The organism is Paenibacillus sp. FSL W7-1279 (genome assembly GCF_037969845.1).
Classification (GTDB): Bacteria; Bacillota; Bacilli; order Paenibacillales; family Paenibacillaceae; genus Paenibacillus_AQ.
Genome location: NZ_CP150215.1, coordinates 5,731,029 through 5,757,773 on the forward strand (window position 1 = coordinate 5,731,029; position 26,745 = coordinate 5,757,773).

Below are 26,745 nucleotides of genomic sequence, written 5' to 3' on the forward strand. Positions count from 1 at the left end.
CCACCTAACAATATTTATCCAGATAATAAAAAGTTATGGAATACGTCAGAAACGTAGCTGCCCAACCCGCTGCGCTCACGATGATCATGAATTCTCTTGTTCCGAAGGGAAACATGCTGCCGATCCCGATAATAAACAAACATACGGCCGGCACCCACATGGTGATGGACCGCGCCTTCTGAGCATTCATGTAATACCGCTCATCCGGCATCTCCTCCGCCAGCTTCCCATGGAAATAGAAACTGAAAAAGCTGAAAAAACTAAAGTAAAACAAAAATGACGGATCATGGGTCTTGAAATACTGAAGGCCATTAAACCCCAACAAACCAAGCAGCCATCCGTGCTTACCGATTCGTACGTAACGCTTCTTCTGTCCCTTATACATTCCTGATTCCTCTCCTGCGGTTAAAAATCAAAACCATCTCTGTCCCTACCAGCAGAGCGATCATATACACGGCCGGCTTCATGCTTATTACCGTGACCGCCAATAAACACATGATGAGCGGAACGGCATATTTTCGGGGATGATGCCATAAGTCGCTCTCCACCTTCCAACGGAAAACGGGATGTTTCCATTCGAGCCAAACGGTCGAAATGGCGCATTGGGCGGCAAATAACACACTAAGTACATAATACATGATTTCCACCGATCCATGAAACAGTTGCCAGCATGCTAAGTAGATCGTATATATGAATAAGTTTACTGCCAGTATAAACAGCCCATACGGAACCACTATACGTTGAAGCTGGCCGGGCAGCATTTGGATTTTCCGGTAAAGTCCGCGATTACTCGACAGCAGGATGCCGATCGGCGTGTTGAAGGATAGAACCGCGAATCCAAGCGGCAGGTACGAGGCAAGATGCATCTGCTCCAGCATGAACGCCATGAAGCCTGCAAATAAACATAATGCAATCGTATTGTATAAATAGCTTTTATGGGAAAATAGGTAGCGTGCAATATACCGCAGGAACGAAGAGCTTCGAACCGGTACTGCATGGCTATCCTTCATCTTCAAGTTCTTGTAGAATCGGTAAGAATCCGTCCGAAGCAGCACGAACCCTTGGAGGAGGCTGCTGATCAGCAGTCCCGTCAAACGAAAGAAGGGCTCAGGGAGCAGATAGAGTGCCGCTTGGAGGAGCATCAAGAGACCGGCTGTCATCCTTTTACCGCTGTTCAGTAAGGCAAATACCACGAAAGCAGTCAGGCCCGCATTCAAGAAGCTAAGCAGAAATGCCGGTACATGCATAGCCGTAAATGACGAATATGCCATATAGAAAACGAGAATGTACGAAGTCTTGGTAACCAAGGTATATAGTGCTACCGCAAGAAAATAAGCTGCGTTGAACTTGCTTGGCCTGAATGGAAGCATGAACGCCCCCTTCAGCTTCCTCCGGTTATCGTCCGAGGACAGAGTTTTCAGCACAATCCCGAACGTAAATACGGAAATGGCCGTCATGAATACAAGTAAGGATACCTCGTAATGGCGATCCAGGCTGCTCAGCGCCGCAAAGATAGCAGCTAAGGCTATGGCATGCTTCCACAATCGGTCGTAGCTTGACCCCAGGAGCTTTTTGGCGAATCCATGAAATGTCGAGATCACTTGTTTAGTACCCCTCTAATAAACTCGGGATCCATGTCTCCCTGTAAAAAGGTATGACGGATGGATCCGGACTCCAAAATGATGATGCTGTCTGATGTTAGACATAAACTCTCCAGAACGTGAGAAGAAAACAAGATCGTCCCATGGCTCCTGTACTCGTTCATCATTTGATACAGAAATTCCGTGCTTTCGAAATCCAGTCCGTTGACCGGCTCATCCAACAGCAGCAGCTCCGGGCGCAATGCAAATCCCGTGATCAGGTAGGCCTTCCTCCTGCTGCCCATCGATAATTGGCCCAAGTATGCGTTCCGGTAATTCTGAAAATGGAAACCTGCAACGAGCTCGTCCAAGATATCGTGACGGACCTCTTGTCCGTAGGATTGAAACACATGCCTTACATACTCCTCGAACGTGAAATACTCAAACGACTCGTCCTCCGAGAACACGGTATATCGATTACGTTTAAATGCAGGGCTTGTCAGCGAAGTTCCCTCGTTCTTCCACTGCAGCCCCTCCAGCGAATAATGCCGGTGAATGCCGCTCAGGACATGGAGCAGCGTGCTCTTGCCGGCCCCGTTCAATCCCACCAAACCTATGATCTGATTGGGGCCAATCTCCAAATTAAGATTCGAGATGACGGGGACTGTTTCCGCACGGTACCAAGCAGCTAGCCCCTTCATGCTTAATAAATGCCGAGGCTCCACCCCCTCATTGCTTGCCAACTTTCCAACGTTTCCAGCCTGCATAAACAAAAAGAACGCCTCCTGCCAAAAATAATAGAGCCAGCGGGTACGACTGTTGGGTAAGTCTTTGGATGGCAATACCGATCCAGAGCAGTCCCATCGCGAATCGGAGAATGATTTTCATCGCTAATACCCCTTTCGATAGTGATGTATTTGTAACTTTATGTGATAAATATATCACCCTATGATTCAAGCGTCAAATGGGATCACGAATTGACATACGTCAGGTAAACTTTTACAATACGGGACGTATATCCGTTAAAACTTTATAATCTGGAGTGAATACGATGCAAATTCGATTGATGACCGACAAAGATATGGACAGCCTCATTGACATTTGGCTGGCCGCCTCGAAGGAGGCCCACCATTTCATTTCACCCGAATACTGGGAATCCAAGCAAAAGGACATGCGCGACGTCTATTTGCCAATGGCCGATACCTATGTGCTGGAGGAAGCGGGCGCCACGGTAGGCTTTATATCGACCGTTCAGCATGCCTTGGCCGCTTTGTTCGTTCACCCACGCCATCAGGGAAAGGGTTATGGCCGGGCTCTTCTTCAATTCGTGAAGGAACGCAGCCCCAAACTCGAGCTCAAGGTATATAAAGAGAACGGGAACGCTTTTCGTTTTTATTCCCGGAACGGCTTTGCCGTCGTTGAAGAAACCATCGACGAAGATACCGGTCAGGCGGAATTCGTCATGGCCTGGGAAGAACGATAAACGGCATCATGCGCCTTTATATTCAAACAGACAGAAGGTGACCGGAATTTGTCCGGTCACCTTCTGCCTGTTTTTTTTACTGAACCTATTGATGTCTCAGAGCGAATATATAGGTGAGGTCACATTAAAGGAGGAGCAAGCTTGCAAGGTTCAGACTTAACGCCGTGGCTGCAAAGACTAAAGGAGGGGGACAAGGAAGCATTCCGGTATGTTTATGATCTAACCGTCGATAATGTGTACCGAACTGTGGCTCTTCTTGTATCCGGCCGGCAGGATATAGAGGATATCATGAATGAAATCTATTTGAAGCTTTGGCTCTCTCTTCCGAACTATGACCCTAGTCGTCCCTTTCGGAATTGGCTGCACGGAATCACAATCCGGCAGGTTCAGGACTGGAGACGCAAAAAATGGCGAAAATTCCGGCTGTTCGAGCGTCAAAAGTTGCTTGAAATCGAGCCTGAACACCCCCAGACGGACCGGGTCATTATGCTGAACGAGACAAGCCGCGAAATGCTTGATATTCTTAACCATTTATCTTACAAGCTTCGAATTGTTGTCGTTCTCCGCTATTATCACGAATACAGCATAAGCGAGATTTCCGAGCTGCTCGAGATTCCCATGGGGACCGTCAAGTCCAGGCACCACCAAGCCATGAAAGAGCTGCGTAAACACTCGATACTCCTGGATCACGAAGAAGGAGGTGATTGCTTTGTCCATTGAAGAACAGTTAAAAGATCAAATGCACCGTGCCGCCAATCATATGGCGACCCCTCAGGATATTTATGACCGTGTATGGAAGTCAACCGAGAGAAACATTTCAAACCAAGGCCCGTTAACCAGAAGATCCCGCAATCGAGGTTTCATTCGACAAGCCTTGGTCATAAGCACAGTCGCTGGTTTATTAGGTATTAGCATCGTATCCTCGGCCTTTATCTCCCCCGCGATGGCCGAAACCTTAAGCCGAATTCCGCTGATGCACAATGTATTCAAGCTCGCCGGGGATTTGGGATTGCAGACAGCCGAACAACATGGGTTGGCGAAGGAGACTCATTATCATGACACACATGACAATTATACCCTGACGGCGTCACAGGTCATATTTGACGGTTTGCGCGGAGGCATTGCGCTTCAACTGGACGAGACAGGGCACCCCGCCTCTCTGTACGATCCTTACGCCCGCAGGCAGTCCGAAGATTCATCTCCAAAAAGCAAGGGTTCCTTTGGATCGATGAAAGCATTCGTGAATGGAGAAGAAGCAGGCATTACATGGGATATCGGCCCCGGCAGCGATACCGGATCGGCTATCGTGACGATTACCGGGGAATCCTTGGACGGAGTTACCCGTAGACCTCCGTTACCTGCGGCGTTTGATTTGACGCTGGAAATTAGACTCGAGATGATCCCGGAGCCTTTTGTTCTACACATTCCGATGCAAAAAAATACGGATAACCATGCCCTGTATCCCGCTGCGCAAAAAGCGTCGGGGGATATCAGCTGGGAGCTGGAAGAAATGGAGCGTTCCCCCCTTTCCACCCGCTTTGAACTGGTGTTAAAGGATCGTTCTCCGGATGATCGATCCCTGTTTTTTGAGATTGTCGATCAGAACGGCAAAGAGATTAGATTGGTAGACCGATATGGATATGATATGAAGCAAGGTTACCGTCGTTATGACATGCTGTACGAGCCCCTTCCTTCCGATACGCAGTCGTTCACAATCAAGCCGTTTCGGTATGCATACGAAGATGCGATTGAGAATGAAAAAGAGAGAAAAACGGCCAACGGTTCTTGGAAGAAGGAATATATCCCCGCTCTAGAAATGACGATACCTATTGCGGGAGAACAGAATAAATGATTCGAATCATAGGAGGACAAAAAATGAACAAGCATATTAAAATGGTGACGATTCTGACCGCTGCAGGCCTTTTGCTGAACAGCACACCGGCTCTGACCGACCATACTCACGCCGCCCAAACCCATTCCTCGGCGGCTGCGGTTTCATCTTTGAAAAAAATCGATGCCAAATTATTAACAGATGCACAGAAAAGCCTTAAAGAAGTAACCGGTAAAAGCTATTCTTTCAGCAAGGCGGAAAAATGGAGCACAGGAAATGATACAGGCTGGACCCTGACGATTAAGGGAATCAAAAACGGTTACGTCAACATCGTCAATAATAAAGTGGACACCATTCAACTGGAACAAAAATGGGCCGATCTTCAAAACTCATACAAGCAGACGCTCAAATCCGTGCTCAAGGAGCTGAACGTGGAGACGCTTCCCGATTCCGTCAGCCTTTACAAATATGCCGCTTCGGGGAAACTTGAAATGTTTGCGAGCGTAAATAACCATTACATTACACTGTTAGATGGCGAAATCAAGCGGGTTATGTCCACCATGCCGCTCGAATCCGTATCTCAGGACATGCTGGATGCTGCAAATGCCGCTGTTGAAAGCTTCAATGGAATAAGCCTGGGCAAATTGACGAAGGCAGCGTATGTTAAAGGACAGGACAGCAATCACGTGGAACTCCAATTCGAGGGTGACTCTCCTAAAACCCCGGTCTTCATAAACATCGAGGAAGGGGCGCATCGAATCACGAAAATAGAAGTAACGAGCTTACAAGATTCCGTAACCGAATATACCAAGGGGTACAACAAACTTATAAGCTATAGCGAAAACAAACTATTGCAAGCTGCGATTCCTGTGGCCAAGGCTGTCTTAAACCTGGACTTGTCCGACTACAAAATCTCCAAGGATAAAGACCGTCCGGGCGTCGTTCAGTTTACCAAGAAGAATGCACCATCCGTGAATGGAATGTATAATTCGAAAGGGCAGTTCTACCTTTTCGAGACGGAATAGATATTTTCAGAAATAAGCACGAAGCGCCACGCAAGTTTTATTTTGCGTGGCGCTTTCTAGTTGGAAACGATGAATATGCTTGAACATCCCATTCGCTCCTTACACTCATGTCTTGGTCAATCGAATGTGAACAACGGTGCCCTCCGCCTCCGGATCAAGCCAAATTTGCCCGGCATGCTGCTCAACCGAGCTTCGTGCGATGGCTAATCCGAGCCCGCTGCCGCCATCACTTCTCCTGGCCTGATCACCGCGCACGAAAGGTTCGAACACCGTCTCTCTCACAGGGTCCGATATTCCCGGACCGTTATCTCCCACGGTAAGCAGGATGTCTTCATCACGTGCCTCCAGCTCCAGCCATACATGAGCACCCTCCTTATTGTATTTCAGGGCATTCGTCAATAAATTCGTAAGAGCTCTATGCATGAGACCATCGTGATAAGGCAGCATGACCGGCGATTCCGGAATGCGGATGTCCAGCGTAATTCCCTTTTGTTCAAACGAATCGTACAGATCGGCCGCCGCAGTGCGGCACAGCTCAGCTAAATCACCTATCTTCCGCTCGTATGACAGTTCCGTGCTCTCCAGCTTGGTTAGCTCAAACAGGTCATCCACAAGCGAGGCGATAAACCTCGCCTTGGCATGTATGCGGTTCGCATATTTCAGGCGCTGCTCCTCGTTCTGCTCCATACCGAGCCGCAGCACCTCCGCATAACCCTGTATCGTTGTGATCGGCGTTTTCAGATCATGGGAAATGTCCATCATCAGCCGGCGGCGCCCTTCTTCAAGTCTTCGCTTTGCCGTCTCCGCCTGCTCAAGCCTGTCCGCCATCCGGTTGAAATGAAGCTGAAGATCCATTAACTCCTTGTTGGCTCGAAAAAATAGCCGCTTCCCTCCCCTGCCTTCTGCAATCTGTGCGAGCTCGCGGGAAACGTCCGTGAGCGGATTCGTGATCCTTCTTCCCGTAATCCGGCCGTATACCCATAAACTCAATAAAAATGCGGCGGCAAACCACAGAAATCCCTCAATCAGAAGTCTGGTGAAAACTTCGGTTATCTCGGCGTTTGTCTTCACCAAACGGCTTTCCTTCATCACAGCTCCGCCCGGTATCGTAACAAGCAGCCGGTATTCCCGGCCTTCCGGTGAAACGAAAGGGGCTAGGGAGTGATATCCCGACCCGTTCCCTTCATAGAACAGGGCGAGCAGCTCCTCCTCCGTATAGGAGGCTTTTGCCTTTTCCATTCCGCTGCCCCGCGAAAAGACAACGTTCAGGCTCTTGTCCAGCACCTGGATGTAACCGCCAAAAGATTGGACGGTTTCATAGGGGATGCTCTTCCAATCGTCCCGTATCAGCTGGCTCGCTTCAACCATGGGAAGTGTCCGGCTTATATATTCCTCACGGGCATCATACATGTTTTCATATACCAGAAAACCGATAACCCCTAGAATGACGGAAAACAGGACATAATTTATCATCAGGCTGTTATGGACGCTTCTTCGATTCCTCATGGTGCCACGTCTCTCGGATCAAGCTTGTACCCAAGTCCCTTAATGGTGATAAGAAACCTCGGTTCCCGGGGGTCGTCCTCGAGCTTGTCCCTCAGTCTGCTGATCTGCACCATAACGGTGTTGCTGTCCTCCAGATACGGCTCGTTCCACACATTCTCATAAATTTGACGCTTCGTAAAGATCCGTCCCGGCGCTTCCATCAACAACCTGAGCAGCTTGTATTCCAGCGGGCCTAACGTAATCGCCTCGCCTCGCTTGTAAAGGACGCAAGCTTCATGATCCAGCATCAGTGGTCCGCACACGGTCTTTAACGTCTCCGACCGCTGGGCGGGTTCCGCGCCCTTCAGTTCGTAATAACGACGAAGCTGCGCCTTGATTCTCGCTACGATTTCGATCGGACTGAACGGTTTGGAGATAAAATCGTCCGCCCCGAGCCCCAGCCCGGTAACTTTATCTACATCCCCGGTTTTAGCCGACAAAATAATGACAGGAAGCCTGTGATTCTCCCGGATCCGGGCGATCAGCTGATAGCCGTCAAGTTCTGGCATCATAATGTCGACTACCGCCAGGTCGACCGGCTCGCGCTGCAATATATTCCATGCCTCCCGTCCGGTTATAGCTTCCAGCACGCGATAACCCTCGCGCTCCAAGAACAGCCTCAGCAGCTCCGTGATGTCCGACTCGTCGTCCGCAATCAAGATCGTCCGTCCTTTTACTAGTCTCGTATCTTGTTCCATATCGTTCCTCCATATGTATACGGCAAAGCCGCGGCTCTCTTTATAAAAATATACACTGTAATTATCGGTCAGACGGAGCCGTTTTTAATTGTAAGGATTATGTAAGGTTGACTACAGCTAGGCTACAGCTCCGGTTGGTAAGCTTATTTTACGATGAAACAGGAGGGTACTTATGCGTATATATGAAACAGCATTATGGATCATCAATCTGGCACTAATCATAGGTTGCGTCACGTTATTGGGGAAACACAAGCGTTCTGTACATCTCTGCTTCTGGGCAGCCGCACTGTCCGGGGGCCTAAGCCTTATCCATATGATAACCGAAGGCTACCGATGGCAGATGATCCCAGCCTATGCGGGTTGTCTAATCGTAGGAGGACTGGCCCTTTATCATTTACGGCAATCCACTCATTCGAAGGATCATCCCTCGATCCAGCCTGCGAAGCGGTTTGCCGGAATGACAGCAATCAAGCGCTGGATCACCGCACTGCTTCTGCTCGTGCACATCGGCGTTTCGGCTGCATTGCCGTCACTCCTTCCGGTTTTCTCCTTTGCCAAACCTCAAGGACCATATCCTGTCGGAACGACCACGATGGTACTCGAGGACGAGCGCAGAGAAGAGCCGTCCACGGATGATCCTGCGGATCGCAGAAAACTTATGATCCAAATCTGGTACCCTGCGTCACCGGGCACAGGGACCGGGCCATCTCCGTATATAGAGCATCTCCCTGTCGTTCTTGAAGGTTTACGGCAGGCCATCTCCATACCCCCGTTTTTGTTAGGCCAACTGAAATACGTGCAGCCCCATTCCGAGCAAGATGCGGAGTTATCCACGGACCAGGAACGCTATCCCGTGCTGTTGTTCTCCCACGGACTGACCGGTTTCCGTAACCAGAACACGTTTCAGGTTGAAGAACTGGCCAGTCGAGGATACGTTGTCGTCGGCATCGATCACGCCTATGATGCCGCCGCCGTCGTCTTTCCGGACCAGACAGCCATGTTGAAACTTGAGAACCTGTCGGGCTTCGATGCATACGAGAAGAAGAGCCGGCTGTGGGTCGAAGATGCCAAGTTCGTACTGGATCAAATAGAGCTGCTAAACGAATCAGACCATAAAGGGATCTTATCCGATAGACTCGATATGGATAAGGTCGGCATGTTCGGCCATTCCTTTGGCGGCGCCACGGCAGCGCAGATGCTGCTGGCGGATAGCAGAGTGAAAGCTGCCCTCAATATGGACGGAACCCTTTACGGCCAGCCGGTGCCTGAAGGCGGATACGGGAAGCCGTATATGCAGATGAATGCGGAGCTTAGCATAGACCGCCTCGCATTCGAGCGATCCTTGGACCAGGCAATTGAATCTTCCGGCCGTAGTCGGGAAGATTACGAGCAGTTTTGGGCCGAGTCGGCGGAGCGCCGAAAACGGGCTGGGGCAGGAGAAGCATACTCGGTCGAATTCGCCCATGCGAACCATATGAGTTTCACGGATTTTTACCTGTTCTCTCCATTATTACCGCCAACAGGGGCTGCCCCTCGTCAGATGCACCGCTCCATTAACGAGCTCTCATCCGCTTTCTTCGACCGGTATGTCAAAGGCGATTCCAATGTTTCGCTGGAAAAGATCGCTCAAGGCTTGCCCCATGTGACCATGCCGTAGTTTCTATAAAAGTTGTTGGAACATGAGGCTTCATCCTGATCAGGATGAAGCCCTTTCCGCGTTTACTTAAAATGTAACACCCCATCGATAATAACGGAAAACCTCAATCCTGTGTGTAGGATTTGCAATTTCAAGCAAATCTTTCTCTCCGATATCTCCAAAAACCCGCCTGTCCAAAAGGAACAGGCGGGTTTTGAAGAAATAGATTCTATTACTTAGGGGCGAGTGTTGAAGGATTTCGGTATTACAGGTACTGCACGGCGATGAGGAAGAACATACCGTCCGAATTGAAGTTACCTATAATGGTAGGGGCTCCTTTTTTTTCAAAAACAACGCGGTCAGATGGGAAAACATCCTTCGTTGCTTTGTATCCGGTCAGATCAAGGCCTAGCCAAGCCTCAGCCTGCTCTGTTGCTTGTGCCAACAGCTGCTTTTCAGTGAGCGCTTTGATGCTTTTTTCATATTTATCAATAACAGCCTGATCCTTGCCATACAGATCATCTGCCAGGGCTCTAGCGTTTACACTCAGAACATCCAGCGTGTTTTTGTCGATCCCTATCCACGTTCCGAAATCCCCGTCCACGTACATGAACTCATACACTTGTTTGGTCCCTTTTTTAATAAGAGAGACACCGGCCAGTTCTCCTTGCTCCACGCCTTCCAGTCTGTCGAAAACAGCTTCCGCAGCTTGTTGTACGGAAGAGTCTACCGTATCCAGTTCGATTGACTCAGTGGTGTGACTGAGCTTGTCCTTTTTGAGGTGGTAGGTCAGATTGTCCGTGCTGATGCTAGCACTACTAATTTTTCCTTTTGCATCCAAGATAACTTGGCTAAAAGGGGAATTTTTAACGGAATAGGACCATTCCTTCGTGCCAAAGGACTCACCTTTGTTTAGCTTGAAGGCAGTGCCTGTTATTTTCTTTAATGTTTGCTCGGCTTTCTTGACTGCCGCAGCAGGCGCAGTTGTTGCAGCTTTTTCAGTTGCAGTAACCGTTGTTCCGACACTGGCTGCACTTGCCTGTGTTTGATCATATACCATAGTAGTGGCACCAATGATGCCTGCCAGCGCTACGGAGCTGAGTACTTTGTAAACCTTTTTCATAATGGTTCCTCCATATTGGTGTAATTTGTTTTACACCTATATAACAATCAAGAACCTGTCGAATGTGACATGAATTATTTTTTATCCTAAAATGATGCTTTTGGGAACGCTATAGATCCCGATTGCGGGCGGATTATGGCAACAGCGGCCATGAAGCATGCCGGCTTCCATCCTAATGCTGATCTGTATCGAGCATTTCATTTTGCTTCATATAATATTCCATAACCGAGTTTAACCACTCCTCCTCTTCCCTTGTATATGGTGAGGGAAACTGGGATGCCAGTTCTTCGGCTTCGCTTGTTTCCAGTTCGCCGAACACATGCATAGCCTCTTCGCCTACAAATTCCACCGTTGATTTCATAAAATCCTCAATCAGCTTTTGGACTTCCGGATCGCTTGGCGGTCTTCCGGCCAATCGTTTGACATCCTTAGATAACTGAATATACATGATGTCCAGCTCGATTTGTTCTTCTTCCGATTTATTAAACAAATGATCCACGATTTCCTTGGCGGTTTTGGTTTCCAGCCATTCGCGCTGCATGTCTTCCGTCTGCATGTTGTTGATTAAACTCATGAGTACGTTACTGTCAACCGATCCTTCCTTTTCAAGCAGCACAATCGTCCGATCAATGGCTTGCATAGATTGCTCAATGCGCTCTTTTTCTTCTGCCAGCGCTGTTTTCTGTGCCAGCAGCGTCTCGTTCAAATTGACATCAAATTCGCAATGCTCCATCAGCTCCTTAATCTGCTCCAGGCTGCATCCTAAAAATTTCAAGCTGACAATTTTATGAAGGGCCAGCACATCCTCCTGGCTATACTGACGATGTTTGGAAACCGGATGCTTTATCGGCTTAAGCAGCCCGACTTCATCGTAATAATGCAGCGTACGAACCGGAATCCCCGTTTTTTTCGAAAATTCTCCGATCGAATATGTTCTTACTTCATCCATACCTCGTTCAACCTCCCGGGAACCATTTTATTACAATCGAAATTGTTATACCCATCATAAAACCTACAGTAGGTGGAGGTGCAAGGGGGATGTTCAATAACAGATCCAAGGTATAAAAGTTGGAATAAAACCGGCTGATCGTGGTCTCCGCATAATAATGGGAAAAACCTGTAATCTATAAGTTTATTTCAATACGGCAAATAAAAAGAATAAACCGCCTGTCCAAAAAGACAGGCGGGTATAGAAAGAACTAGATTCAATTACTTACCGGACAAATAGAGGCCGAACTCTGATAACAATGCACTTCCCACGTACGTGCCCGTGAACACAAAAACCGCAACAATGGCGACGCGCCATGATGTTTTGCGAAGATCAACCAGCCTGTCAGCAACGGAAATGCCGGCAAACGCCAAGATCGGGGTCGTAATGGACAAGAAGTTGACGTTGGCAATGGCATCCACGAATACATCCGAAATCAGGCAGCAGATAAGCGAAACGATGGATACCCAGCCGAGAACCGGGAAGTCCTGCAAGAATTTCACCGGCGTCTTTTTCATGAGTGACGAGATCAGAACGCCAATGAAGGAAAAAAGCCACAGCACGGCCAATCCGGCTATCGTCCCTAACGTAATATGGCCTTCGCCGTTTTTGATGAACTTCATTTGCTCCGTAAATAAAATAAGACCGACGCTAAGCAGCAGGACGAGGGCGTATTTTGCGTATTTATTCAAACCGGTGCTCATTTCTTCTCACCTCTGACCATTAATTTGTACATAAACCGCTGCAGCGGCACCGCGAGAAATACCATCGTATACGTTCCGAGGAAGCTGGTAAGCAGTTGGCTCGCAGCAGCGTATCCGTTAATGGTCTCCGTCATCTCAGGAGAATGCGCGACTAGCGCGGAAGAAGAGCCTGTCATCATACTGGCGGAGCCGACGCCGGAGGACATGGCCAACGCTTCGATCGAGAAGCCGGCAGCAAGCATGACCGGCGCAAGAATGCTGAAGAACAGCGTGCCGAACAGGGTACCTATAATATAGAGGGACAGCACCCCGCGGCCTTCGTCGGAGTCAAGCGTATATTTCTCGGATATGTAAGCGAGTTCCCCTTCCCTCCCAAGTCCGAGCGTAGCGCCGATGGCTTCCCTTCTCAGACCGAGCAGGATGGCGATGGGAAGTCCGAGCAGAATCGTACCCAGGTTGCCGATTTCCTGAATGATAAACACCCAGCCTACTTTTAATATATCTTCAATTCGGGGCGCAACGTCGGCGCCGTATCTCGCCATAAGCGGCAGCATAATGAAGATCAGATACTTGCTGGAGAAGCCGACGTTCTCCTTACTGTAAACTTTCTTCATAAAACCTTTCCGGAAAATCGACAAGCCAAGCAGCATCGTGATCAAAATGGCGAATACGAGCGGGAGCAGGCTGATTTTTACGGAGCCCACCTGGATCGCCTGAATGCCAATAAATTCGGCAACCGCGATTACAATGAGCACGAATGCAAGCAAATAGAGATACTGTAGTTTTAACTTCATGCCATGATGTCCTCTTTTCTGTTCTTAGTTGGAGCTAACTATCGATGCAAGGAGCTGCTCGTATTCGGCAAATGTACGACGGTACAGCTTCGATCGATCGATACGTCCGCTCATTCGCTCCAGCACCTGGGTTAAAAATCTCGGGAACACTTCATAGATAAACTCGGGATCGATATCTTTGAAATCGTCGCCGTGGATCGTCCCCGTAAAACCGCTGTAGCCGATTTGAATGCAAGGCATCATGAAGGCCAGATCACCGATATCTCCTGCCGCGCTGATGGCGTTATTGTTCCAAATACGCGCGATCTCCTCGTTATCCTGGAACGCCTCCACCACGAATTCGGACAAATACCGGTCCTGAACGAACGGCAAATATCCCATCTGCGTCTTAATCTCGACCTCGCCTTGAAGGGCCAGCGCGCTGCCCTTGGCCGCATCGTCCATCTTGGAGGCCGCTTCCTTCATATAGTCGACCGACTGGGTGCGCAGATCGCTGCCCACCGTAATCCGGTTGGGAATGACGTTTGTCGACATGTCGGAGTCCAGAACGATCGGATTCATGCGAACCTTCTCACTGTCCTTCATTTGCTGCCTGCTGAGCCCTAACGCCACATTGAACAGGGTTGACATGCTGTAGGCATTTTTGGCGGAGAAAGGATCGAAACCCGCATGGGTTGCTTTTCCGGTAAACGTATAATGCTTGTATAGGAATCCAGCCAGGTCGCAGTTGATTTCGATCGTGCGCTCTGCAAACTCACCACCCATGGCGTGCACGCATAACCCGATGTCGATATCGTCGAACATACCGAGTTTCATCGCTTCGGGTTTCCCCCCGTAATAGGAGATCTTACCGCTGGCAAGCAATTCGTCCCTATAGGCGAGATCCAAATACTCCTCAGCCGGAATGAAAATAAACGTTAAACTATAATCAAGGGCTTCGTACGCCTTTGATTCAACATAATGTTTGTACAAAGCCAGTGCGATCGCCACCTGCGTATAATGGCCGCAATTGTGTGCCGCACCCGTCTCCTTATCCGATTGCCAATGCGTTGGAGCGTAAACGGCGTCCAATTCCGCAATAAAAGCGATATTCAGCGGCTTGCCGCTGCCGAGGGTTGTCCGAAGCCCGGTCGTACTGAATGATTGCAGCTCGATATCCGGATTTACCTTCTTCAAAAATTCGGTCACTGTTTGATGGGTCTTAAATTCCTTGTAGCCAAGCTCGGGGTTATTGAATATGGTCCGTCCAACGCCTGCAATTTCTTCGTACTGTTCTTTAAAGCTCATAGCTGCCTCCTTCTTGATGAAAATAATCCTTATGTTATTTTAATTCTCTTCATTATGTCAATAAAAATCACGTTATATTATTTTTCTATAGAGGTAATTATAATTTCATATAACTCGACCTTCCCGCAAAATGATGAAGATGGTCTGGAAATCAAAGCCTATTTTTTGCCATTACGAAAAAATTAAACCTATTTTTCTGTAAAGCGCCAAAAATATCTGGTTTTAGCTTCGGTGTAAGAAAGTAAACATGGTACGTTTCATCACAGCTCAGGAACCAAAAACCCTTGATGATATACCATCAAGGGTTTTCATATTATGGAGCCTTGGAGGATCGAACCGCTGGCCTCAATCTTCAGATAGCGAAGTCTTGGTGACATTTGCTTTCTGCCGCCGTTCCAAGAAGGACTCCCAATCCATATGTTCATTGTTTATGATTTATCATTACATTTCTTTCGAACGTATACGTCTTACCCGCCTCAGCGATAAAGGAGACGGGAGCGAAGCCGGGAGCCTCGATCTCGCATGGCCCAGACACTGTGCATTCTACGACGACTTCTGAAATCTTCGATTCTGCCCACTTGAAGCTGAACGTGAATCCGCCGCGTGCGCGCAGCCCCTTAACCTCGCCTTCGCTCCATACGTCCGGAATCGCTGGCAGCAACCGAATGATGCCGGCATGGCTTTGCAACAGCATTTCCGCGATACCGGCAGTTCCGCCGAAGTTTCCGTCAATCTGGAACGGAGGATGATTGTCAAACAGGTTGGTCATCGTAGAATGTTGCAGCAGTGCCATCACGTTGTCGTATGCGAGCATCCCGTCCTGGAGTCTGGCCCAGAAATTGATGATCCAGGCCCGACTCCAGCCGGTATGCCCCCCACCGGAAGACAGTCTGCGCGTCAATGTGGTCCGTGCGGCTGCGGCTAGATTAGGCGTGCGCTCGGTCGTGAACGCATCACCAGGATACAGGGCGAACAGATGAGAAATATGGCGATGACCCGGCTCCTCCTCTTCGTAGTCCTCCATCCACTCCTGGATTTGTCCGTATTTGCCGATCCTCGGCTGCGGCAGCCGTTTCAGGGCAGTTTCCAGTTCGTCCTTGAAAGTCTCATCCTTCCCAAGCAGCTTCGCGCCCTCGATGCAGGCGCCGAACAGCGCGCCAATAATCTGAAAATCCATGGACGCGCCTGCACATAACACGCCCGCTTCCCCACTGGAAAGAATATATCGATTTTCGGGCGAGACGGATGGGCAAGTAATGAGCCTTCCCTGCTCGTCTTCGACCAGATAATCGAGCAGAAAGAGTGCCGCTTCCTTCATCGTATCGTATGCTCTATCAAGGAAAGTGAGATCTTGCCCGAATCGGTAATGTTCCCATAAATGCAGACAGAGCCAGGCCGCACCCATTGGCCAGAATGAAGCCGGCAAATACGTATCCTGCGGCGCCGTATCCGCCCAGATATCGGTGTTGTGGTGGGCCGTAAAGCCGCTGCACCCGTACATCACTTGTGCGGTTACCCTGCCCGGCTCCCGCATGCGCTCGATGAGATCGAACAGCGGCTCGTGACATTCCGTCAGGTTGCAAAGCTCTGCGGGCCAGTAGTTCATCTGAGTGTTGATATTGATCGTAAATTTACTGTCCCACGGCGGCGTGAAACTGTCGTTCCAGATGCCCTGCAGGTTCGCTGGTAGTGAACCGGGACGGCTGGACGCAATAAGCAGATACCGGCCGTAATGAAAATACAGGGCGACCAGGCCATGATCCGTTTCGCCCCGCTTTACGCGATCCAGCCGCTCGTCGGTAGGCAGCCCGGCCAGCTCGACACTTCCCGGCAGCGACAGATTCGTACGGCCATAAAGTGACTGGTAATCGGCAAGATGCCGCTCCAGCAGCTCTGAGTAAGGTTGATTCAGCAGGCCATTCAGATGCGACCTGCAGTGTGCGGAGGGGTCCGTTTGGCGGAAGGTCGTTGCCGCAGCAAGGAACAATGTTACGGAATCGGCGTTCTCGATTACAAGATGCTCACCGATCGTCTGGGCGGTGCCTCCGTTGCTAACCGCCTTCAAAGCGGCGCAAAAAGTGCTTCCGCCCTCCCCCCCGCTATGTCCGGTCATGACCAGTCCGTCTTCGCCCCATTTCTCGGTCTTCTCCAGGTACCTCCATCGACCGCGATTAAAACGAGCCTTGAACGAAATCGCGCCAATTTTATCGGCTGATAGTCGGATGACCAGCGCTTGATCGGGATAGCTAGACAAAACTTCACGTGTATACCTGATATCTCCGATCCGGTAACGTACCGTGACGGTTCCGCGTTCAAGATCCAGCTCCCTGCTGTACTCCATGCAGGGCTCATCCTGACCCTTAAACATCAGGAGAAGATCGCCTAGCGGAAGGTAGTGGCGCTGCGTTTCCGGAAGTCCGGGAAGGGCTAGCGAGGCCAGCTCCTCCGCTTCCTTCAGACGCCCCTCCAGGATCAGTTTCCGCAGCTCTGTCAAATTGGGTAGCGCGTCCGGATTGTTCCGGTCTCGTGGGCCTCCGTACCATAGGGAGTCCTCGTTGAGCTGTAAACGCTCCGCCGAGACTCCCCCGAAGACCATCGCCCCCAGCCGTCCGTTGCCTACCGGCAGCGCTTCGTTCCATTCCTTCGCGGGCTTTGAATACCACAAGCGGTGTTCCTGTAACCGGTTGTCCATTCCTATCTCTCCTCCTCCTAAAAATGGTTTTAGTTGATCTCTACAATGGCTTTGATCACGCAGGATTCCGGCTTCAGCCAGGCGTCAAACTGCTCTGTCATCCGATCGAGCGTACAACGGTGCGTAATATAGGCGTTTAGATCGACTTTTAAGCTCGTCACCGCGTCAGCCACACGTCTGAAATCTTCCCGTGTAGCGTTACGACTGCTCAGGAGCGTTAGTTCCCGCGAGTGAAAATCAGGATCGTTAAACGTAATATCGCTATTCACGAGTCCGACGTAAACAAGGGAGCCGCCGTGACCGACCAGCCCGAATGCATCCGTCATCGAACGCAGGTTACCTGTCGCGTCGATGACCACGGACGGCAGTTCTCCATCGTTCCATTCGAGAAGGCGATCCTTCGGATTTTCCGTCGCAAGAACGGTATGTACTGATTTGGCCCAGGATTTGGCGAAGGCAAGACGGTCTGCATTCACGTCCATCGCGGCCACCTCGGAACCGGAAGCTGCCGCCATCGCCATGACACCAAGTCCGATTGGCCCGGCTCCAATTACGAGTGCACGCACGCCGGGATGTAGACCCGATCGGCGGAGGGCGTGCGCGCCGATCGCCAGAGGCTCGAGTAGAGCCGCCTGATCCAGTGACAGCCCTTCCATCCGGAATAGATGGGGGACGGGAACAGAAATCCGCTCGCGCATGCCTCCATCCAGATGCACGCCCAGCACGCGCATGCTGCGGCAGCAGTTCGTTTTGCCGCTTAGGCAGGCGCCGCAATTGCCGCAGTGCAGGTACGGAATCATACTGACCTGATCGCCCACTCTTAGCCCTTCCGGATTATCACCAATCTCTTCGATTACTCCGGAGAGCTCATGCCCGAGGATGCGAGGGTAAGTAAAATAAGGCTGGTTTCCCTGGTATGCGTGCAGGTCCGTACCACAGATGCCGATGCGCCGAATCGCGACGATCGCCTCTCCTTCGCCCCTAACTGGCTCGGGTAAATCCTCTCGATAAACCAGCCTTCCGGCATCTTCGCAGACAATCCCCTTCATTACGCCCGCCCCTCTTTCGCTTCCGTCCGTGGACTGTCATTATACTCAGGCAGTCCGCTCGCCCAGGTCCGATTATGGACCGTAGCGAGAATGTCCGACACTTCACCCAGCAGCTCCTGGTCCATCGGTTCTTCGACCCACCTTGCGTTCTTGACGATGTTATCCGGATTGGCCGTGCTCACCAGCGTCGTCGGGATGCGTTCGTTAGCGGTTGAGAACTGCACGGCCAACTGGGCGATATCGTATCCGCGGGAGGCACAGTGTTCGGCCGCCTTCCTGCAGGCAGCTTTGAGCTCGGGATCGGCCGGGTGCCAGTCGGCGGTTTCTCTGGTGCTCAGCAGCCCCATGGAAAGCGGCGAAGCATTGACCAGGCCGATGCTGCGCTCCTCCAGCAGCGGAATCAGATCAAGCAATGAGGTATCGTTGAGAGAATAGTGGCAATAAGACAGGATCGCGTCCACTTCAATCTGCGGAAGCATCTGCTCGAATAGTTTCAGCGGAAGTCCGCTGACGCCTGTAAAACGGATCTTCCCCTGCTCCTTCAGCTTGAGCAGTGCAGGCACGGCTTCCTCTAGAATGATGCCGGACGGCACGAATTCAATATCATGCAAAAAAAGAATATCGAGATAATCCGTGTTCAGCCGCCTCAGGCTTTCTTCAACGCTGTCAAACATTCGTTTCGCAGAAAAATCAAATGTATTCTCACCGTATCGCCCTGCTTTGCTCGATAGCAGGAAACGATCCCGCGGAAGCTCCTTGATCGCCTGGCCGAGGACGGACTCCGCCTTGGTCAATCCATAGTAAGGCGAAACATCAATATAGTTGATGCCTGCGTCAAGGGCAGCATGCACCGTTTTAATGCTCTCGCGGTCTGTCGTTTCCCGGAACACCGATCCTAGCGAAGAGGCGCCGAAGCTGAGGACCGACACCTCGAGTCCCGTGCGACCCAATTTTCGAAACTTCATTTTGGTTTCCCTCCATCCATACATATTGGCGATTCTTTTTCCAGACTTTTTTGACCGATTACCAGCACTGTGAGCTCAGGTTCAGATCGTTCATCGCTTGTAGAACTCTTTCGCATTGACTCCGAACAGCCGCGACTGTTCCTCTTCTCCCCAAGACTTCGGTAGAGCCCGCCGAACAATCTCGATAACCTCGTCGTACCCTGCAGCAAGCAGGCAGACTGGCCAATCGCTGCCAAACATGACTCTGTCTGGGCCGAATGTCTCCAGAATGTGCTGGACATAGGGAGCGAACTCTTCATAATTCCAGCTTTCATGATCGGCTTCCGTCACCATCCCCGAGATTTTGCAGTGGATGCCTGGAAACGCAGCAGCCTGGCTCATCGCCTCTGTCCATGACTCCCATTCATGGCTTCGGATCGACGGCTTTCCGATATGATCAATGACGCCTCTCAGGTTTGGAACCTGCCTCAGCAGCTCCAGTACTGGCGGGAGCTGTCCAGATACGATCAACAGATCGATCGGAACATCATCCCCGGCGTAGCCTTTAAGCGCTTTCACAAATACTGGCTCCAAAATTCGCGCTGCGTCGGGCATGTCCTGGATCATGATACGAAAGCCTGCAAATTTCGGGTGGCGGCTGAATCTCTCGTAATGCAGTCGATGGTTCGGGTCGAACAGATCGAGCCAACCTACGACGCCAAGTATGGAAGGCGTCTGTTCAGCCAGCCTCAGAATAAAGTCTGTTTCCGAGACAGTCGGGGCGGCTTGAACCAGGATCGTACCATCCAGCCCATGGACGCGTAAATGCGGCTCCAGATCGGCTGGCAAAAAATCGCGGTAAAGCTTCGGAATCTCCGGCGTAATCCATCCGTAATCCCCGCGTGCGATAGACCAGTAATGCTGATGGGCATCGATTCTCATGTTAAACAACCACCTCGTTATCTCCATGTCATTGGGATCTAAGCTTGAATACCCTTATTGTATATTCCGTTTTATGATATTGTAATGTCTAGAACAGGCATTTTTATATCCTTTTTTGATATGAACAAGCAGCCGAAAAGGAGGTCTCCATCCATGCAGCCCTACCGTAAATCATTTGCAGGAGATCCGCTGTTTCCGTTTGAAATTGTGTATAAGACAATAAAATACCCGGACAATGAACTCCCCGATCATCTGCATGATCATTATGAACTCGTTTATGTGCATAGCGGCCAAGGGATATTTTTCATCGACAATTGCTGGTACCAAAAAAGCGCCGGCGATCTGTTCGTCATCCCCGGCAACACGATCCATCATTCCCTGCCGGACCTTGAAGACCCGATCGTCTCATCGGCGATATTCTTTGCACCGTCTCTCATTGCCGGGCCTTTGCTCGGCGACGGATACTTCCCGCTTCAATGCTATGAAATCGCCCGCAAAAAAAAGCAGTTCAAGATTGGACTGGCGGGATCACTGCGAATCGCTGCCGAAATGGCAATCAAGCAAATCGCGGACGAGTTCGCGAACCAAGAAACGGGATACCGTGAAGCCGTGCTGCTGGCGATCGGCCAGTTACTTCTGCAAATTAATCGTCATCTCCTGACCGATGGAATAACCCAGCACGAAAGCCCGCGGATTGGCCCCTCCTGGATATTGCGGGCTCTAAAGCGGATTGACGAGCATCCCGAGCGAGAGATTCATCTGACTGACCTTGCAAGGGAAGCCTGCGTGTCGCCTTCTCACTTCTCCAGAGTGTTCCGGCAGTTAACTTCACTGAACGTTATAGGCTACGTCAACACCAAACGAATCATTAAAGCCAAGGAACTTCTCTTGTTTTCCGACGAGAATGTGAATGTGATCGCAGAGAAATGCGGATATGAGACGCCTGCTCATTTTTACAGAGTATTCAAATCGTTAACAGGAGAGACGCCCGGCCAGTACAGAAAACGGAGCTAAAATAACTCCCTATTTGAAACGAGAGACGAAGCGGCGCTGCCAAGGCGTCTCAACAGCACGTGGAGTGTAGTGCTCCCGGACATAGTCGACAGCTTTATGATGGGGTACTCCATCAATCACAGCGAGACAGGCTAGTGCAGTCCCCGTTCGTCCAATCCCTCCCCCACAGGCGATTTCGACCCGTTCCACTTCAGCCCGAGTCCATGCTTCGCGAAGCGCGTCAGCGGCTGCAGCCTTGTTTTTGGGCAGCCAGAAGTCCGGCCAAGGAATCCAGCGGCTTTCCCAGGTAACGGGCGCTGGTTCTCGCCCGAACAGGTAGAGTGCAAAAGTGGGTTGAAGCCCTGGGGGAAGTGGACGTCTTAGTGCTCGGCCGCGGACGAGTCGACCTGAAGGAAGGCGCAGCACACCTTGCGATTCGGGGTTCCATGTATCATTCATAATGTCACTCTCCTTAGGTATCATTTATCTCAAGAATCAGGATAACTTCTTCTTAAGGATCAATAAGTGACCCGTTTGATCACCAAAATACTTTCATCAAACAGTCCACTTGTCATTAGATGGGGTGGACGTTTGGAGCGAATTTCTGGATCAGGATGTTGTTCAGAACCAAAAGTAAACGCTACGGGTTGATTCCCTTTAATCTCTACAATGACATCCAAACCTTGTTTTGGGATTCCTGCTTGTTTGTAATAGAAAGTTTCCATTGATTTAGGTATGGTAAAGGATTCTTCACCAACTTTTATTTTTTGAACGCGACCACCAGGAATAGACAGATACATGTTTTGCACATCTGTTCCACCTGTAAATCGAAAATGAATCATTTTATTCCCTTGTTTTTTCTCTGTCTTTACTAGCTTTATTGGTGGCATTTGATAGTTTCGTACGGGTGCATTTCCTACCCATGCTTTTTTATCATAGTTAAACGGTAAAATAGATTTTATATTGGATATATTCGTTGTAGCTATATATTTCTTCGTCCAATCATCTGGTGGTTGGGTTGTAACCCACTGTGCTTGTTTTTTATCCTGGTCCACGACATAGAATAGGTTACTATCTATAGGTCGATCTGCACTTGGGTTCGCTCTGAAAAAACTAATCGATAATATTACTGCCGCGATTCCTATCAGGGTATAAGGTACCCATCGTCCTAGTTGGAATAGCTGTTTACATTGCATGAACAACAAAGCTAAGAGCCAAACAAAAAGTAACATGAGATAAGGAACAAGACTGACCGGAAAGAAGGTGAAAAGCAACTTGAGCAGTGGGACGAACAGTACTATGGGTAAGAAGGATATAAGGGATAACACCCATGTATTGGTGCTTATTTTATCCATTTTATTCTTCCATACCACCCACCCAAGTATCAGTAGTGATACGAGCAATGGCCAAGCAAACAGATAGCTGGCACCAGGCAGAAATTGTGTTAACAAGATGAGAAATATGACACCAAGAAAGATCGCGGACAAAGTCATTTCCCATTCATTTACGGAGCGTAATTTCCTCCAGATAAGGAAACAGATAGATGCCGTGATTAACAGAAATGCCCACTGATAATAAAGACTGTCATATACTGCACCACTAAATAAAGTCATTTTTTCAGCCCAAAGTGCGTTTACCCCCATCCAAATCAGTACCGTTGCGATGATCGAAGAAATGACAGTTAACAGGATAGCTAGCAAACTGATTCCTAACCCTTTGAAAGTGGCGCACTGTTTCTTTACTGCACAGATCGTAACCATTGCAAATAAAAGTACAATCAGCCCTGTAAGGGGATAGACCCAGTAGTAAGAGTAGGAAATGACTACCCCAAAAAAGTTAAAATAAACGGCATTCTCTTTCTTAATATCATGTAACTCCAATTGACCGAAGTGCCTAGCCATGGCTAAGGCATTTTGCCCTTGGTGCTCTAACGAACGTATATCTAGATGTTTGACATCATCATGTGGTGTATGGTATCCGGTCCATCCATCACCATAAGCAAAATTCAATCCGGGTATTTTATTTTCATTGGAAACCGTTAAATCCGAGTCGTTTGGCATGATTTCAAACAGATTTCCTAGTAAGGATGAAGTAACAGGATTGGGGGCAGCTTTGGCAAATTCTTTTACCATCCAACCGTTTTGATCACTGGTTTGGAACATGATAGACGGACCACTTGTTCCTCTTGCCTCGAAATTAATGATGAGATCCATTTTTTGTTTATGATTTGATTTCGTCCAAAATTCCTTTGCTCCCATTAATCCTTGCTCTTCGCCATCTGTAAACACAAAATAGATATCATTTTTCAAAGGAGGACCTGATTTTAATACACGTATGGTTTCTAATAGAGCAGCTACTCCGCTTCCATCATCACTAGCTCCCGGTCCTTGTTGAACAGAGTCATAGTGTGCAGACATCATCATTGCATGATCACTGCTGGTACCTTCAAGTTTACCAATCACGTTGTACATATCTCCGCCAGTCAACATTTTGGGATATAGAGAAGCATGATTGGAGTGTTCGATTTCTGGTCTCAATCCCATTAATTTTAGTTGTTCAACAAGATAATTTCTTACTTTTTCATTTTCTGCTGATCCGCTTGGATGAGCTGTCTTTGCGATGTGATTTAAATGTTGGACAGCACGATCTGCTGAGAAATTTTTCGAGATGTCCGCCTTCTTATCTGGACTGGGTGGAACAATGGTATACAGGCTGATAAAGGCAAACAAAACTATAAATGATATGACCGTAATGGCTTTAAAATTTTGATTATTAGTCATGATTAATCCCTCCTTATTGTTACATGGTTGTAAGTATCATAATGAAAAAGAAAAAGACAAACCAATGGTTTATCTTACAGTTACCTTACTTTACGGTAAGGTAGGTTATTTAGAAAAAATTACGCACGGTCCTCCCCTTTCCAATAAGGAAGGTTTTAATTCCGAACGAGATCCGAAAAAAAAAAAAAGACAACCCTAATGGGCTGCCTTCATTCAATCGCTATTTGGCTTCAATTCTATTTCATGTCCTGCCAGCTTTTGAAATCGTGAATGGCAAAGCCGGCATAGCTAACGTAGTGCGCCAATTGGTTATGGGCGGACTGAAGCTCCTGTTCCATCACTTTATTACTTATGGAATAGAATGAGACCCTAGGACCCTCTGTGCTTTTGACCGTTTCAACAGCAACAACAATTTTCTTCTTGAGGGTGGAGGCTTCTCTCAGCATGACCTGCGCATTTTCCACAATTCCATTATTGCCTAACGCATGATTCCGATAATTCATGATGACGAGGCAATCGAACTTCTCCAGCATCCATGCACTCATACTGTAATTCTTCCCGGGTACATGAATCGTATTAAGCCAATACGGAACGTCCATCGAAATTTTCAAGCCGCTGCCTTTCGTTTCTTTTTCGATCAGTCTCATATTGTCCATCCAGCTTTCAAGAATCGCTTTGTTGTGCTTTGTCCATTCGCTTAGCGCATAAGGTTCAATATCGAAATGCAGTCCCGTAAAGCTTCCTTCCGGGCCAACAGAGGAATTATAGGTTTTAACCCACGCGATGAAATTCCGAATATCCTCCTGCTTAGACTCATAGACCCATTCGGGTCGCCCCTCAAGTGCTTCCACTTGAATTCCTTCGTTTTTGGCTTTTCGAATAAAGCCCTCATATATCGCTGGATCGATATCTCTATCCACCTGCAGGTAAATGGATGTCACACCCTTCATTTTGGCGAAGCTTATCATTTTCTCTTGATCCTGTTTGATGATGTGACTGTCCCATATCCATGTTCCTTTCGGAACATTGGCCACGGAGGTCATAATGCTCACCTGATTGCGCGCGGGCTGCCACTCCACATTTGCATGCAATACTTCACTAATAAAACGCACCGGAACCATCGTGCGGCCTTTTTTTAGCGCCGCCGCCCCCTCGAAATCAACTCTTTTTCCATTCACCAGTGCATGATTATCGCCAATTACCAAAATAATCGTGTCACGGTTAAGCGAGATCGTAATTTGTTTTGAATTTCCGTCCCATTTCGTAGCAGCTCCGAGCTTGTCGGATACAAAAGCAAGTGGAACCATCGTAAGGTTGGATCCCCGATCGACGTAGGGGTGCTCATCCGGGAATTGTACATCACGCCCATCCACGGATATTCGAACTTCAGAAGCGTAAATAGCGGGGGTAAACGCAGCTAAACTTAGCATGATAGCTAACGCGCATACTAGCAATTTTCTCATGGGTGATTTCCTCGTCTTTTTGATATTGTTCTTTTCCTAACTGTGCACGTGTTGTCACATAATGAGATTATACGGGATGTAATAATTGGTAACAAGAGATCAACAGGGGAAAAAATATGCAGATTTAATTGCTGAGGCGGATCAGTTCGGGACTTGAGCCCTAGAAAGGGCTCATGTTGGGCAAATAAACGAAAAGCTCAACCAGTAAAAACTGACTGAGCTCATAAACAGAATGACTTCGAACGAACTTCAGAAGATGGCCTTGTAAGCAACAATCTTATGGAACCCAGCCATTAACTGGAACATTCCCTCCAAGAAATTCATGGCTATATATATCGGATACTTTTTCCAGCACACGCTGCGCATGTTCTGAAAATTTCAAGTCTGCAATCCGATCTTTGAACAGAAACACGCCGGTCTCATTGCTGTTTTTGCCCAGAGCTCCCTCATATAATAGATTGGCTCCATGAGTTGGCGGAGAGGAAAAAAACTTCATAAACAGTTCAAACCCTGCGGTCAGTCCGGAATCCTTTCCTTTTCTTAGCGTGTTGTTAATGCCCGGGTCAACGCTGCGGATCTTGATGCCTTCCTTTGCAAGCTGCGGTGCGACGGCTTGGGTCCACAACGAAAGAGCCAGCTTTGAAGTCGCATATGGTCCATACATTTTGCGGAAGGTTTTGGGATGCTCCAATTTTTCGATCGTAAACTCCTTCGTAAATCTAAACACCTGCGACGAAGTGTTTATCACCGTTTTTAAGCTGCCGTTATAGAGCAGCTCCTTCAATTCCATCAGAATAATAAAAGGAACGACCGTCAACAATTCATAATGCAATTCGCGGCCTTGTTTCGAATAGCGCAGCTCACTTAAGCCTCCTCCGGCGTTGTTAAACAAAATATCGATCCGCTGTTCCTTGCTTTTTATTTCTTCCAAAGCGTGTCTCAAGCTGCCATAATCGGTGAGATCCTTCACTTTATAGGCTCGGAGCCGTCCGTCCTTGAGATGATTTTGGAGGAATCTATCGTCCGCCGGAAAATCCGACCGGTTCAAAGTAACCACCTGCCAGTTCTCCGACAGCATTTTCCGGGTCAATGCCAACCCGATCCCGTTACTTGCGCCTGTAATCACTGCAATATGTTCTCGTTGGTTCTTACTCAATGCGTATCCTCCTTCATTTAGAATTTCATCGG

At 48.9% G+C, this 26,745-nt stretch carries 25 protein-coding genes; 6 read left to right on the plus strand and 19 right to left on the minus strand.

The genetic code is table 11. From position 1 onward, the window contains the following. Window positions 1–4: 4 nt before the first annotated feature. From MKY82_RS25800 to MKY82_RS25815, 4 genes are read right to left on the minus strand one after another with little or no spacing between them, the layout of a single operon-like run. Entirely contained in the window at window positions 5–385 is a 381-nt protein-coding gene (locus MKY82_RS25800) for a DUF3796 domain-containing protein (RefSeq protein ID WP_194544129.1), read from the minus strand. After that, window positions 378–1,601, minus strand: a complete 1,224-nt coding sequence (locus tag MKY82_RS25805; protein ID WP_339294682.1) for a hypothetical protein — start codon at window positions 1,599–1,601, stop codon at window positions 378–380. Before MKY82_RS25805 ends, MKY82_RS25800 begins: the two co-directional genes overlap by 8 nt. Continuing rightward, window positions 1,598–2,347, minus strand: coding sequence for an ATP-binding cassette domain-containing protein (locus MKY82_RS25810; protein ID WP_339296720.1), 750 nt, complete (start codon window positions 2,345–2,347; stop codon window positions 1,598–1,600). Before MKY82_RS25810 ends, MKY82_RS25805 begins: the two co-directional genes overlap by 4 nt. Further along, window positions 2,310–2,468, minus strand: a complete 159-nt coding sequence (locus MKY82_RS25815) for a hypothetical protein (protein WP_194544132.1) — start codon at window positions 2,466–2,468, stop codon at window positions 2,310–2,312. Before MKY82_RS25815 ends, MKY82_RS25810 begins: the two co-directional genes overlap by 38 nt. Before the next feature lie 163 nt (window positions 2,469–2,631). Between MKY82_RS25815 and MKY82_RS25820 the strand changes: the two genes are divergently transcribed. From MKY82_RS25820 to MKY82_RS25835, 4 genes are all read left to right on the plus strand, one after another. After that, the gene (locus MKY82_RS25820) at window positions 2,632–3,063 is read left to right on the plus strand and encodes an N-acetyltransferase (protein WP_220684167.1); all 432 of its coding nucleotides are present in this window, start codon (window positions 2,632–2,634) and stop codon (window positions 3,061–3,063) included. 141 nt (window positions 3,064–3,204) lie between these two features. Continuing rightward, window positions 3,205–3,783, plus strand: a complete 579-nt coding sequence (locus tag MKY82_RS25825; protein WP_220684166.1) for a sigma-70 family RNA polymerase sigma factor — start codon at window positions 3,205–3,207, stop codon at window positions 3,781–3,783. Further along, complete coding sequence (locus tag MKY82_RS25830; protein WP_220684165.1) at window positions 3,773–4,915, plus strand: DUF4179 domain-containing protein; 1,143 nt, start codon at window positions 3,773–3,775, stop codon at window positions 4,913–4,915. Before MKY82_RS25825 ends, MKY82_RS25830 begins: the two co-directional genes overlap by 11 nt. A gap of 23 nt (window positions 4,916–4,938) precedes the next feature. Next, window positions 4,939–5,919, plus strand: coding sequence for a hypothetical protein (locus tag MKY82_RS25835; protein ID WP_339219194.1), 981 nt, complete (start codon window positions 4,939–4,941; stop codon window positions 5,917–5,919). Window positions 5,920–6,024: 105 nt separating this feature from the next. Here the strand turns inward: MKY82_RS25835 and MKY82_RS25840 are convergent, their stop codons facing one another. After that, entirely contained in the window at window positions 6,025–7,425 is a 1,401-nt protein-coding gene (locus tag MKY82_RS25840) for a HAMP domain-containing sensor histidine kinase (RefSeq protein ID WP_339294683.1), read from the minus strand. Continuing rightward, the gene (locus tag MKY82_RS25845; protein ID WP_220684162.1) at window positions 7,422–8,162 is read right to left on the minus strand and encodes a response regulator transcription factor; all 741 of its coding nucleotides are present in this window, start codon (window positions 8,160–8,162) and stop codon (window positions 7,422–7,424) included. Before MKY82_RS25845 ends, MKY82_RS25840 begins: the two co-directional genes overlap by 4 nt. A gap of 172 nt (window positions 8,163–8,334) precedes the next feature. Here MKY82_RS25845 and MKY82_RS25850 point away from each other — a divergent pair, with 172 nt between their 5' ends. Beyond that, complete coding sequence (locus tag MKY82_RS25850) at window positions 8,335–9,819, plus strand: acetylhydrolase (protein ID WP_194544139.1); 1,485 nt, start codon at window positions 8,335–8,337, stop codon at window positions 9,817–9,819. A 244-nt stretch (window positions 9,820–10,063) separates the two neighbouring features. On the opposite strand, the gene MKY82_RS25855 is transcribed toward MKY82_RS25850, so the two are convergent. From MKY82_RS25855 to MKY82_RS25895, 9 genes are all read right to left on the minus strand, one after another. After that, window positions 10,064–10,921, minus strand: coding sequence for a hypothetical protein (locus MKY82_RS25855; RefSeq protein ID WP_220684160.1), 858 nt, complete (start codon window positions 10,919–10,921; stop codon window positions 10,064–10,066). A 172-nt stretch (window positions 10,922–11,093) separates the two neighbouring features. Next, entirely contained in the window at window positions 11,094–11,870 is a 777-nt protein-coding gene (locus MKY82_RS25860) for a MerR family transcriptional regulator (RefSeq protein WP_220684159.1), read from the minus strand. 260 nt (window positions 11,871–12,130) lie between these two features. Beyond that, the gene (locus MKY82_RS25865) at window positions 12,131–12,613 is read right to left on the minus strand and encodes a hypothetical protein (RefSeq protein WP_113057461.1); all 483 of its coding nucleotides are present in this window, start codon (window positions 12,611–12,613) and stop codon (window positions 12,131–12,133) included. Further along, window positions 12,610–13,407: a DUF3100 domain-containing protein gene (locus tag MKY82_RS25870; RefSeq protein ID WP_220684158.1), complete on the minus strand. Its 798-nt coding sequence runs from the start codon at window positions 13,405–13,407 to the stop codon at window positions 12,610–12,612. The genes MKY82_RS25865 and MKY82_RS25870 overlap by 4 nt, the downstream gene beginning before the upstream one ends. 24 nt (window positions 13,408–13,431) lie before the next feature. Then, window positions 13,432–14,694, minus strand: coding sequence for a M20/M25/M40 family metallo-hydrolase (locus MKY82_RS25875; RefSeq protein WP_339294684.1), 1,263 nt, complete (start codon window positions 14,692–14,694; stop codon window positions 13,432–13,434). 421 nt (window positions 14,695–15,115) lie between these two features. Further along, window positions 15,116–17,386, minus strand: a complete 2,271-nt coding sequence (locus MKY82_RS25880) for a glycoside hydrolase family 95 protein (protein WP_339294685.1) — start codon at window positions 17,384–17,386, stop codon at window positions 15,116–15,118. A 29-nt stretch (window positions 17,387–17,415) separates the two neighbouring features. Beyond that, window positions 17,416–18,435: a zinc-binding alcohol dehydrogenase family protein gene (locus tag MKY82_RS25885; protein ID WP_339294686.1), complete on the minus strand. Its 1,020-nt coding sequence runs from the start codon at window positions 18,433–18,435 to the stop codon at window positions 17,416–17,418. Then, window positions 18,435–19,400 (minus strand): aldo/keto reductase, encoded by a 966-nt coding sequence (locus MKY82_RS25890; protein WP_339294687.1) that lies wholly within the window; start codon window positions 19,398–19,400, stop codon window positions 18,435–18,437. The genes MKY82_RS25885 and MKY82_RS25890 overlap by 1 nt, the downstream gene beginning before the upstream one ends. 90 nt (window positions 19,401–19,490) lie before the next feature. Beyond that, window positions 19,491–20,321 carry an amidohydrolase family protein gene (locus MKY82_RS25895; protein WP_339294688.1) on the minus strand — a complete coding sequence of 277 codons (831 nt, stop codon included), beginning with the start codon at window positions 20,319–20,321 and terminating at the stop codon, window positions 19,491–19,493. A 153-nt stretch (window positions 20,322–20,474) separates the two neighbouring features. Between MKY82_RS25895 and MKY82_RS25900 the strand changes: the two genes are divergently transcribed. Continuing rightward, window positions 20,475–21,335: an AraC family transcriptional regulator gene (locus MKY82_RS25900; RefSeq protein WP_220684154.1), complete on the plus strand. Its 861-nt coding sequence runs from the start codon at window positions 20,475–20,477 to the stop codon at window positions 21,333–21,335. Between the two features lie 9 nt (window positions 21,336–21,344). Here MKY82_RS25900 and MKY82_RS25905 read toward each other — a convergent pair whose 3' ends face one another. The 4 genes from MKY82_RS25905 to MKY82_RS25920 all read right to left on the minus strand — a co-directional run bounded on the left by MKY82_RS25905 (window position 21,345) and on the right by MKY82_RS25920 (window position 26,713). Then, complete coding sequence (locus tag MKY82_RS25905; RefSeq protein WP_220684153.1) at window positions 21,345–21,773, minus strand: protein-tyrosine phosphatase family protein; 429 nt, start codon at window positions 21,771–21,773, stop codon at window positions 21,345–21,347. Between the two features lie 59 nt (window positions 21,774–21,832). Continuing rightward, entirely contained in the window at window positions 21,833–24,094 is a 2,262-nt protein-coding gene (locus tag MKY82_RS25910) for a M20/M25/M40 family metallo-hydrolase (RefSeq protein WP_220684152.1), read from the minus strand. Between the two features lie 236 nt (window positions 24,095–24,330). Continuing rightward, window positions 24,331–25,557 (minus strand): copper amine oxidase N-terminal domain-containing protein, encoded by a 1,227-nt coding sequence (locus tag MKY82_RS25915; protein WP_339294689.1) that lies wholly within the window; start codon window positions 25,555–25,557, stop codon window positions 24,331–24,333. Window positions 25,558–25,834: 277 nt separating this feature from the next. Further along, the gene (locus tag MKY82_RS25920; protein ID WP_339294690.1) at window positions 25,835–26,713 is read right to left on the minus strand and encodes an SDR family NAD(P)-dependent oxidoreductase; all 879 of its coding nucleotides are present in this window, start codon (window positions 26,711–26,713) and stop codon (window positions 25,835–25,837) included. Window positions 26,714–26,745: the final 32 nt, after the last annotated feature.

Excerpts from the sequence above, each read along its gene's own strand:
- MKY82_RS25875 (WP_339294684.1), bottom strand. The coding sequence starts at position 14,694 with ATGAGCTTTAAAGAACAGTACGAAGAAATTGCAGGCGTTGGACGGACC.
- MKY82_RS25850 (WP_194544139.1), top strand. The coding sequence starts at position 8,335 with ATGCGTATATATGAAACAGCATTATGGATCATCAATCTGGCACTAATC.
- MKY82_RS25900 (WP_220684154.1), top strand. The coding sequence starts at position 20,475 with ATGCAGCCCTACCGTAAATCATTTGCAGGAGATCCGCTGTTTCCGTTT.
- MKY82_RS25810 (WP_339296720.1), bottom strand. The coding sequence starts at position 2,347 with ATGCAGGCTGGAAACGTTGGAAAGTTGGCAAGCAATGAGGGGGTGGAG.
- MKY82_RS25865 (WP_113057461.1), bottom strand. The coding sequence starts at position 12,613 with ATGAGCACCGGTTTGAATAAATACGCAAAATACGCCCTCGTCCTGCTG.
- MKY82_RS25860 (WP_220684159.1), bottom strand. The coding sequence starts at position 11,870 with ATGGATGAAGTAAGAACATATTCGATCGGAGAATTTTCGAAAAAAACG.
- MKY82_RS25915 (WP_339294689.1), bottom strand. The coding sequence starts at position 25,557 with ATGAGAAAATTGCTAGTATGCGCGTTAGCTATCATGCTAAGTTTAGCT.
- MKY82_RS25880 (WP_339294685.1), bottom strand. The coding sequence starts at position 17,386 with ATGGACAACCGGTTACAGGAACACCGCTTGTGGTATTCAAAGCCCGCG.
- MKY82_RS25820 (WP_220684167.1), top strand. The coding sequence starts at position 2,632 with ATGCAAATTCGATTGATGACCGACAAAGATATGGACAGCCTCATTGAC.
- MKY82_RS25890 (WP_339294687.1), bottom strand. The coding sequence starts at position 19,400 with ATGAAGTTTCGAAAATTGGGTCGCACGGGACTCGAGGTGTCGGTCCTC.
- MKY82_RS25835 (WP_339219194.1), top strand. The coding sequence starts at position 4,939 with ATGAACAAGCATATTAAAATGGTGACGATTCTGACCGCTGCAGGCCTT.
- MKY82_RS25840 (WP_339294683.1), bottom strand. The coding sequence starts at position 7,425 with ATGAGGAATCGAAGAAGCGTCCATAACAGCCTGATGATAAATTATGTC.
- MKY82_RS25905 (WP_220684153.1), bottom strand. The coding sequence starts at position 21,773 with ATGAATGATACATGGAACCCCGAATCGCAAGGTGTGCTGCGCCTTCCT.
- MKY82_RS25910 (WP_220684152.1), bottom strand. The coding sequence starts at position 24,094 with ATGACTAATAATCAAAATTTTAAAGCCATTACGGTCATATCATTTATA.
- MKY82_RS25845 (WP_220684162.1), bottom strand. The coding sequence starts at position 8,162 with ATGGAACAAGATACGAGACTAGTAAAAGGACGGACGATCTTGATTGCG.
- MKY82_RS25895 (WP_339294688.1), bottom strand. The coding sequence starts at position 20,321 with ATGAGAATCGATGCCCATCAGCATTACTGGTCTATCGCACGCGGGGAT.
- MKY82_RS25815 (WP_194544132.1), bottom strand. The coding sequence starts at position 2,468 with ATGAAAATCATTCTCCGATTCGCGATGGGACTGCTCTGGATCGGTATT.
- MKY82_RS25885 (WP_339294686.1), bottom strand. The coding sequence starts at position 18,435 with ATGAAGGGGATTGTCTGCGAAGATGCCGGAAGGCTGGTTTATCGAGAG.
- MKY82_RS25800 (WP_194544129.1), bottom strand. The coding sequence starts at position 385 with ATGTATAAGGGACAGAAGAAGCGTTACGTACGAATCGGTAAGCACGGA.
- MKY82_RS25855 (WP_220684160.1), bottom strand. The coding sequence starts at position 10,921 with ATGAAAAAGGTTTACAAAGTACTCAGCTCCGTAGCGCTGGCAGGCATC.
- MKY82_RS25870 (WP_220684158.1), bottom strand. The coding sequence starts at position 13,407 with ATGAAGTTAAAACTACAGTATCTCTATTTGCTTGCATTCGTGCTCATT.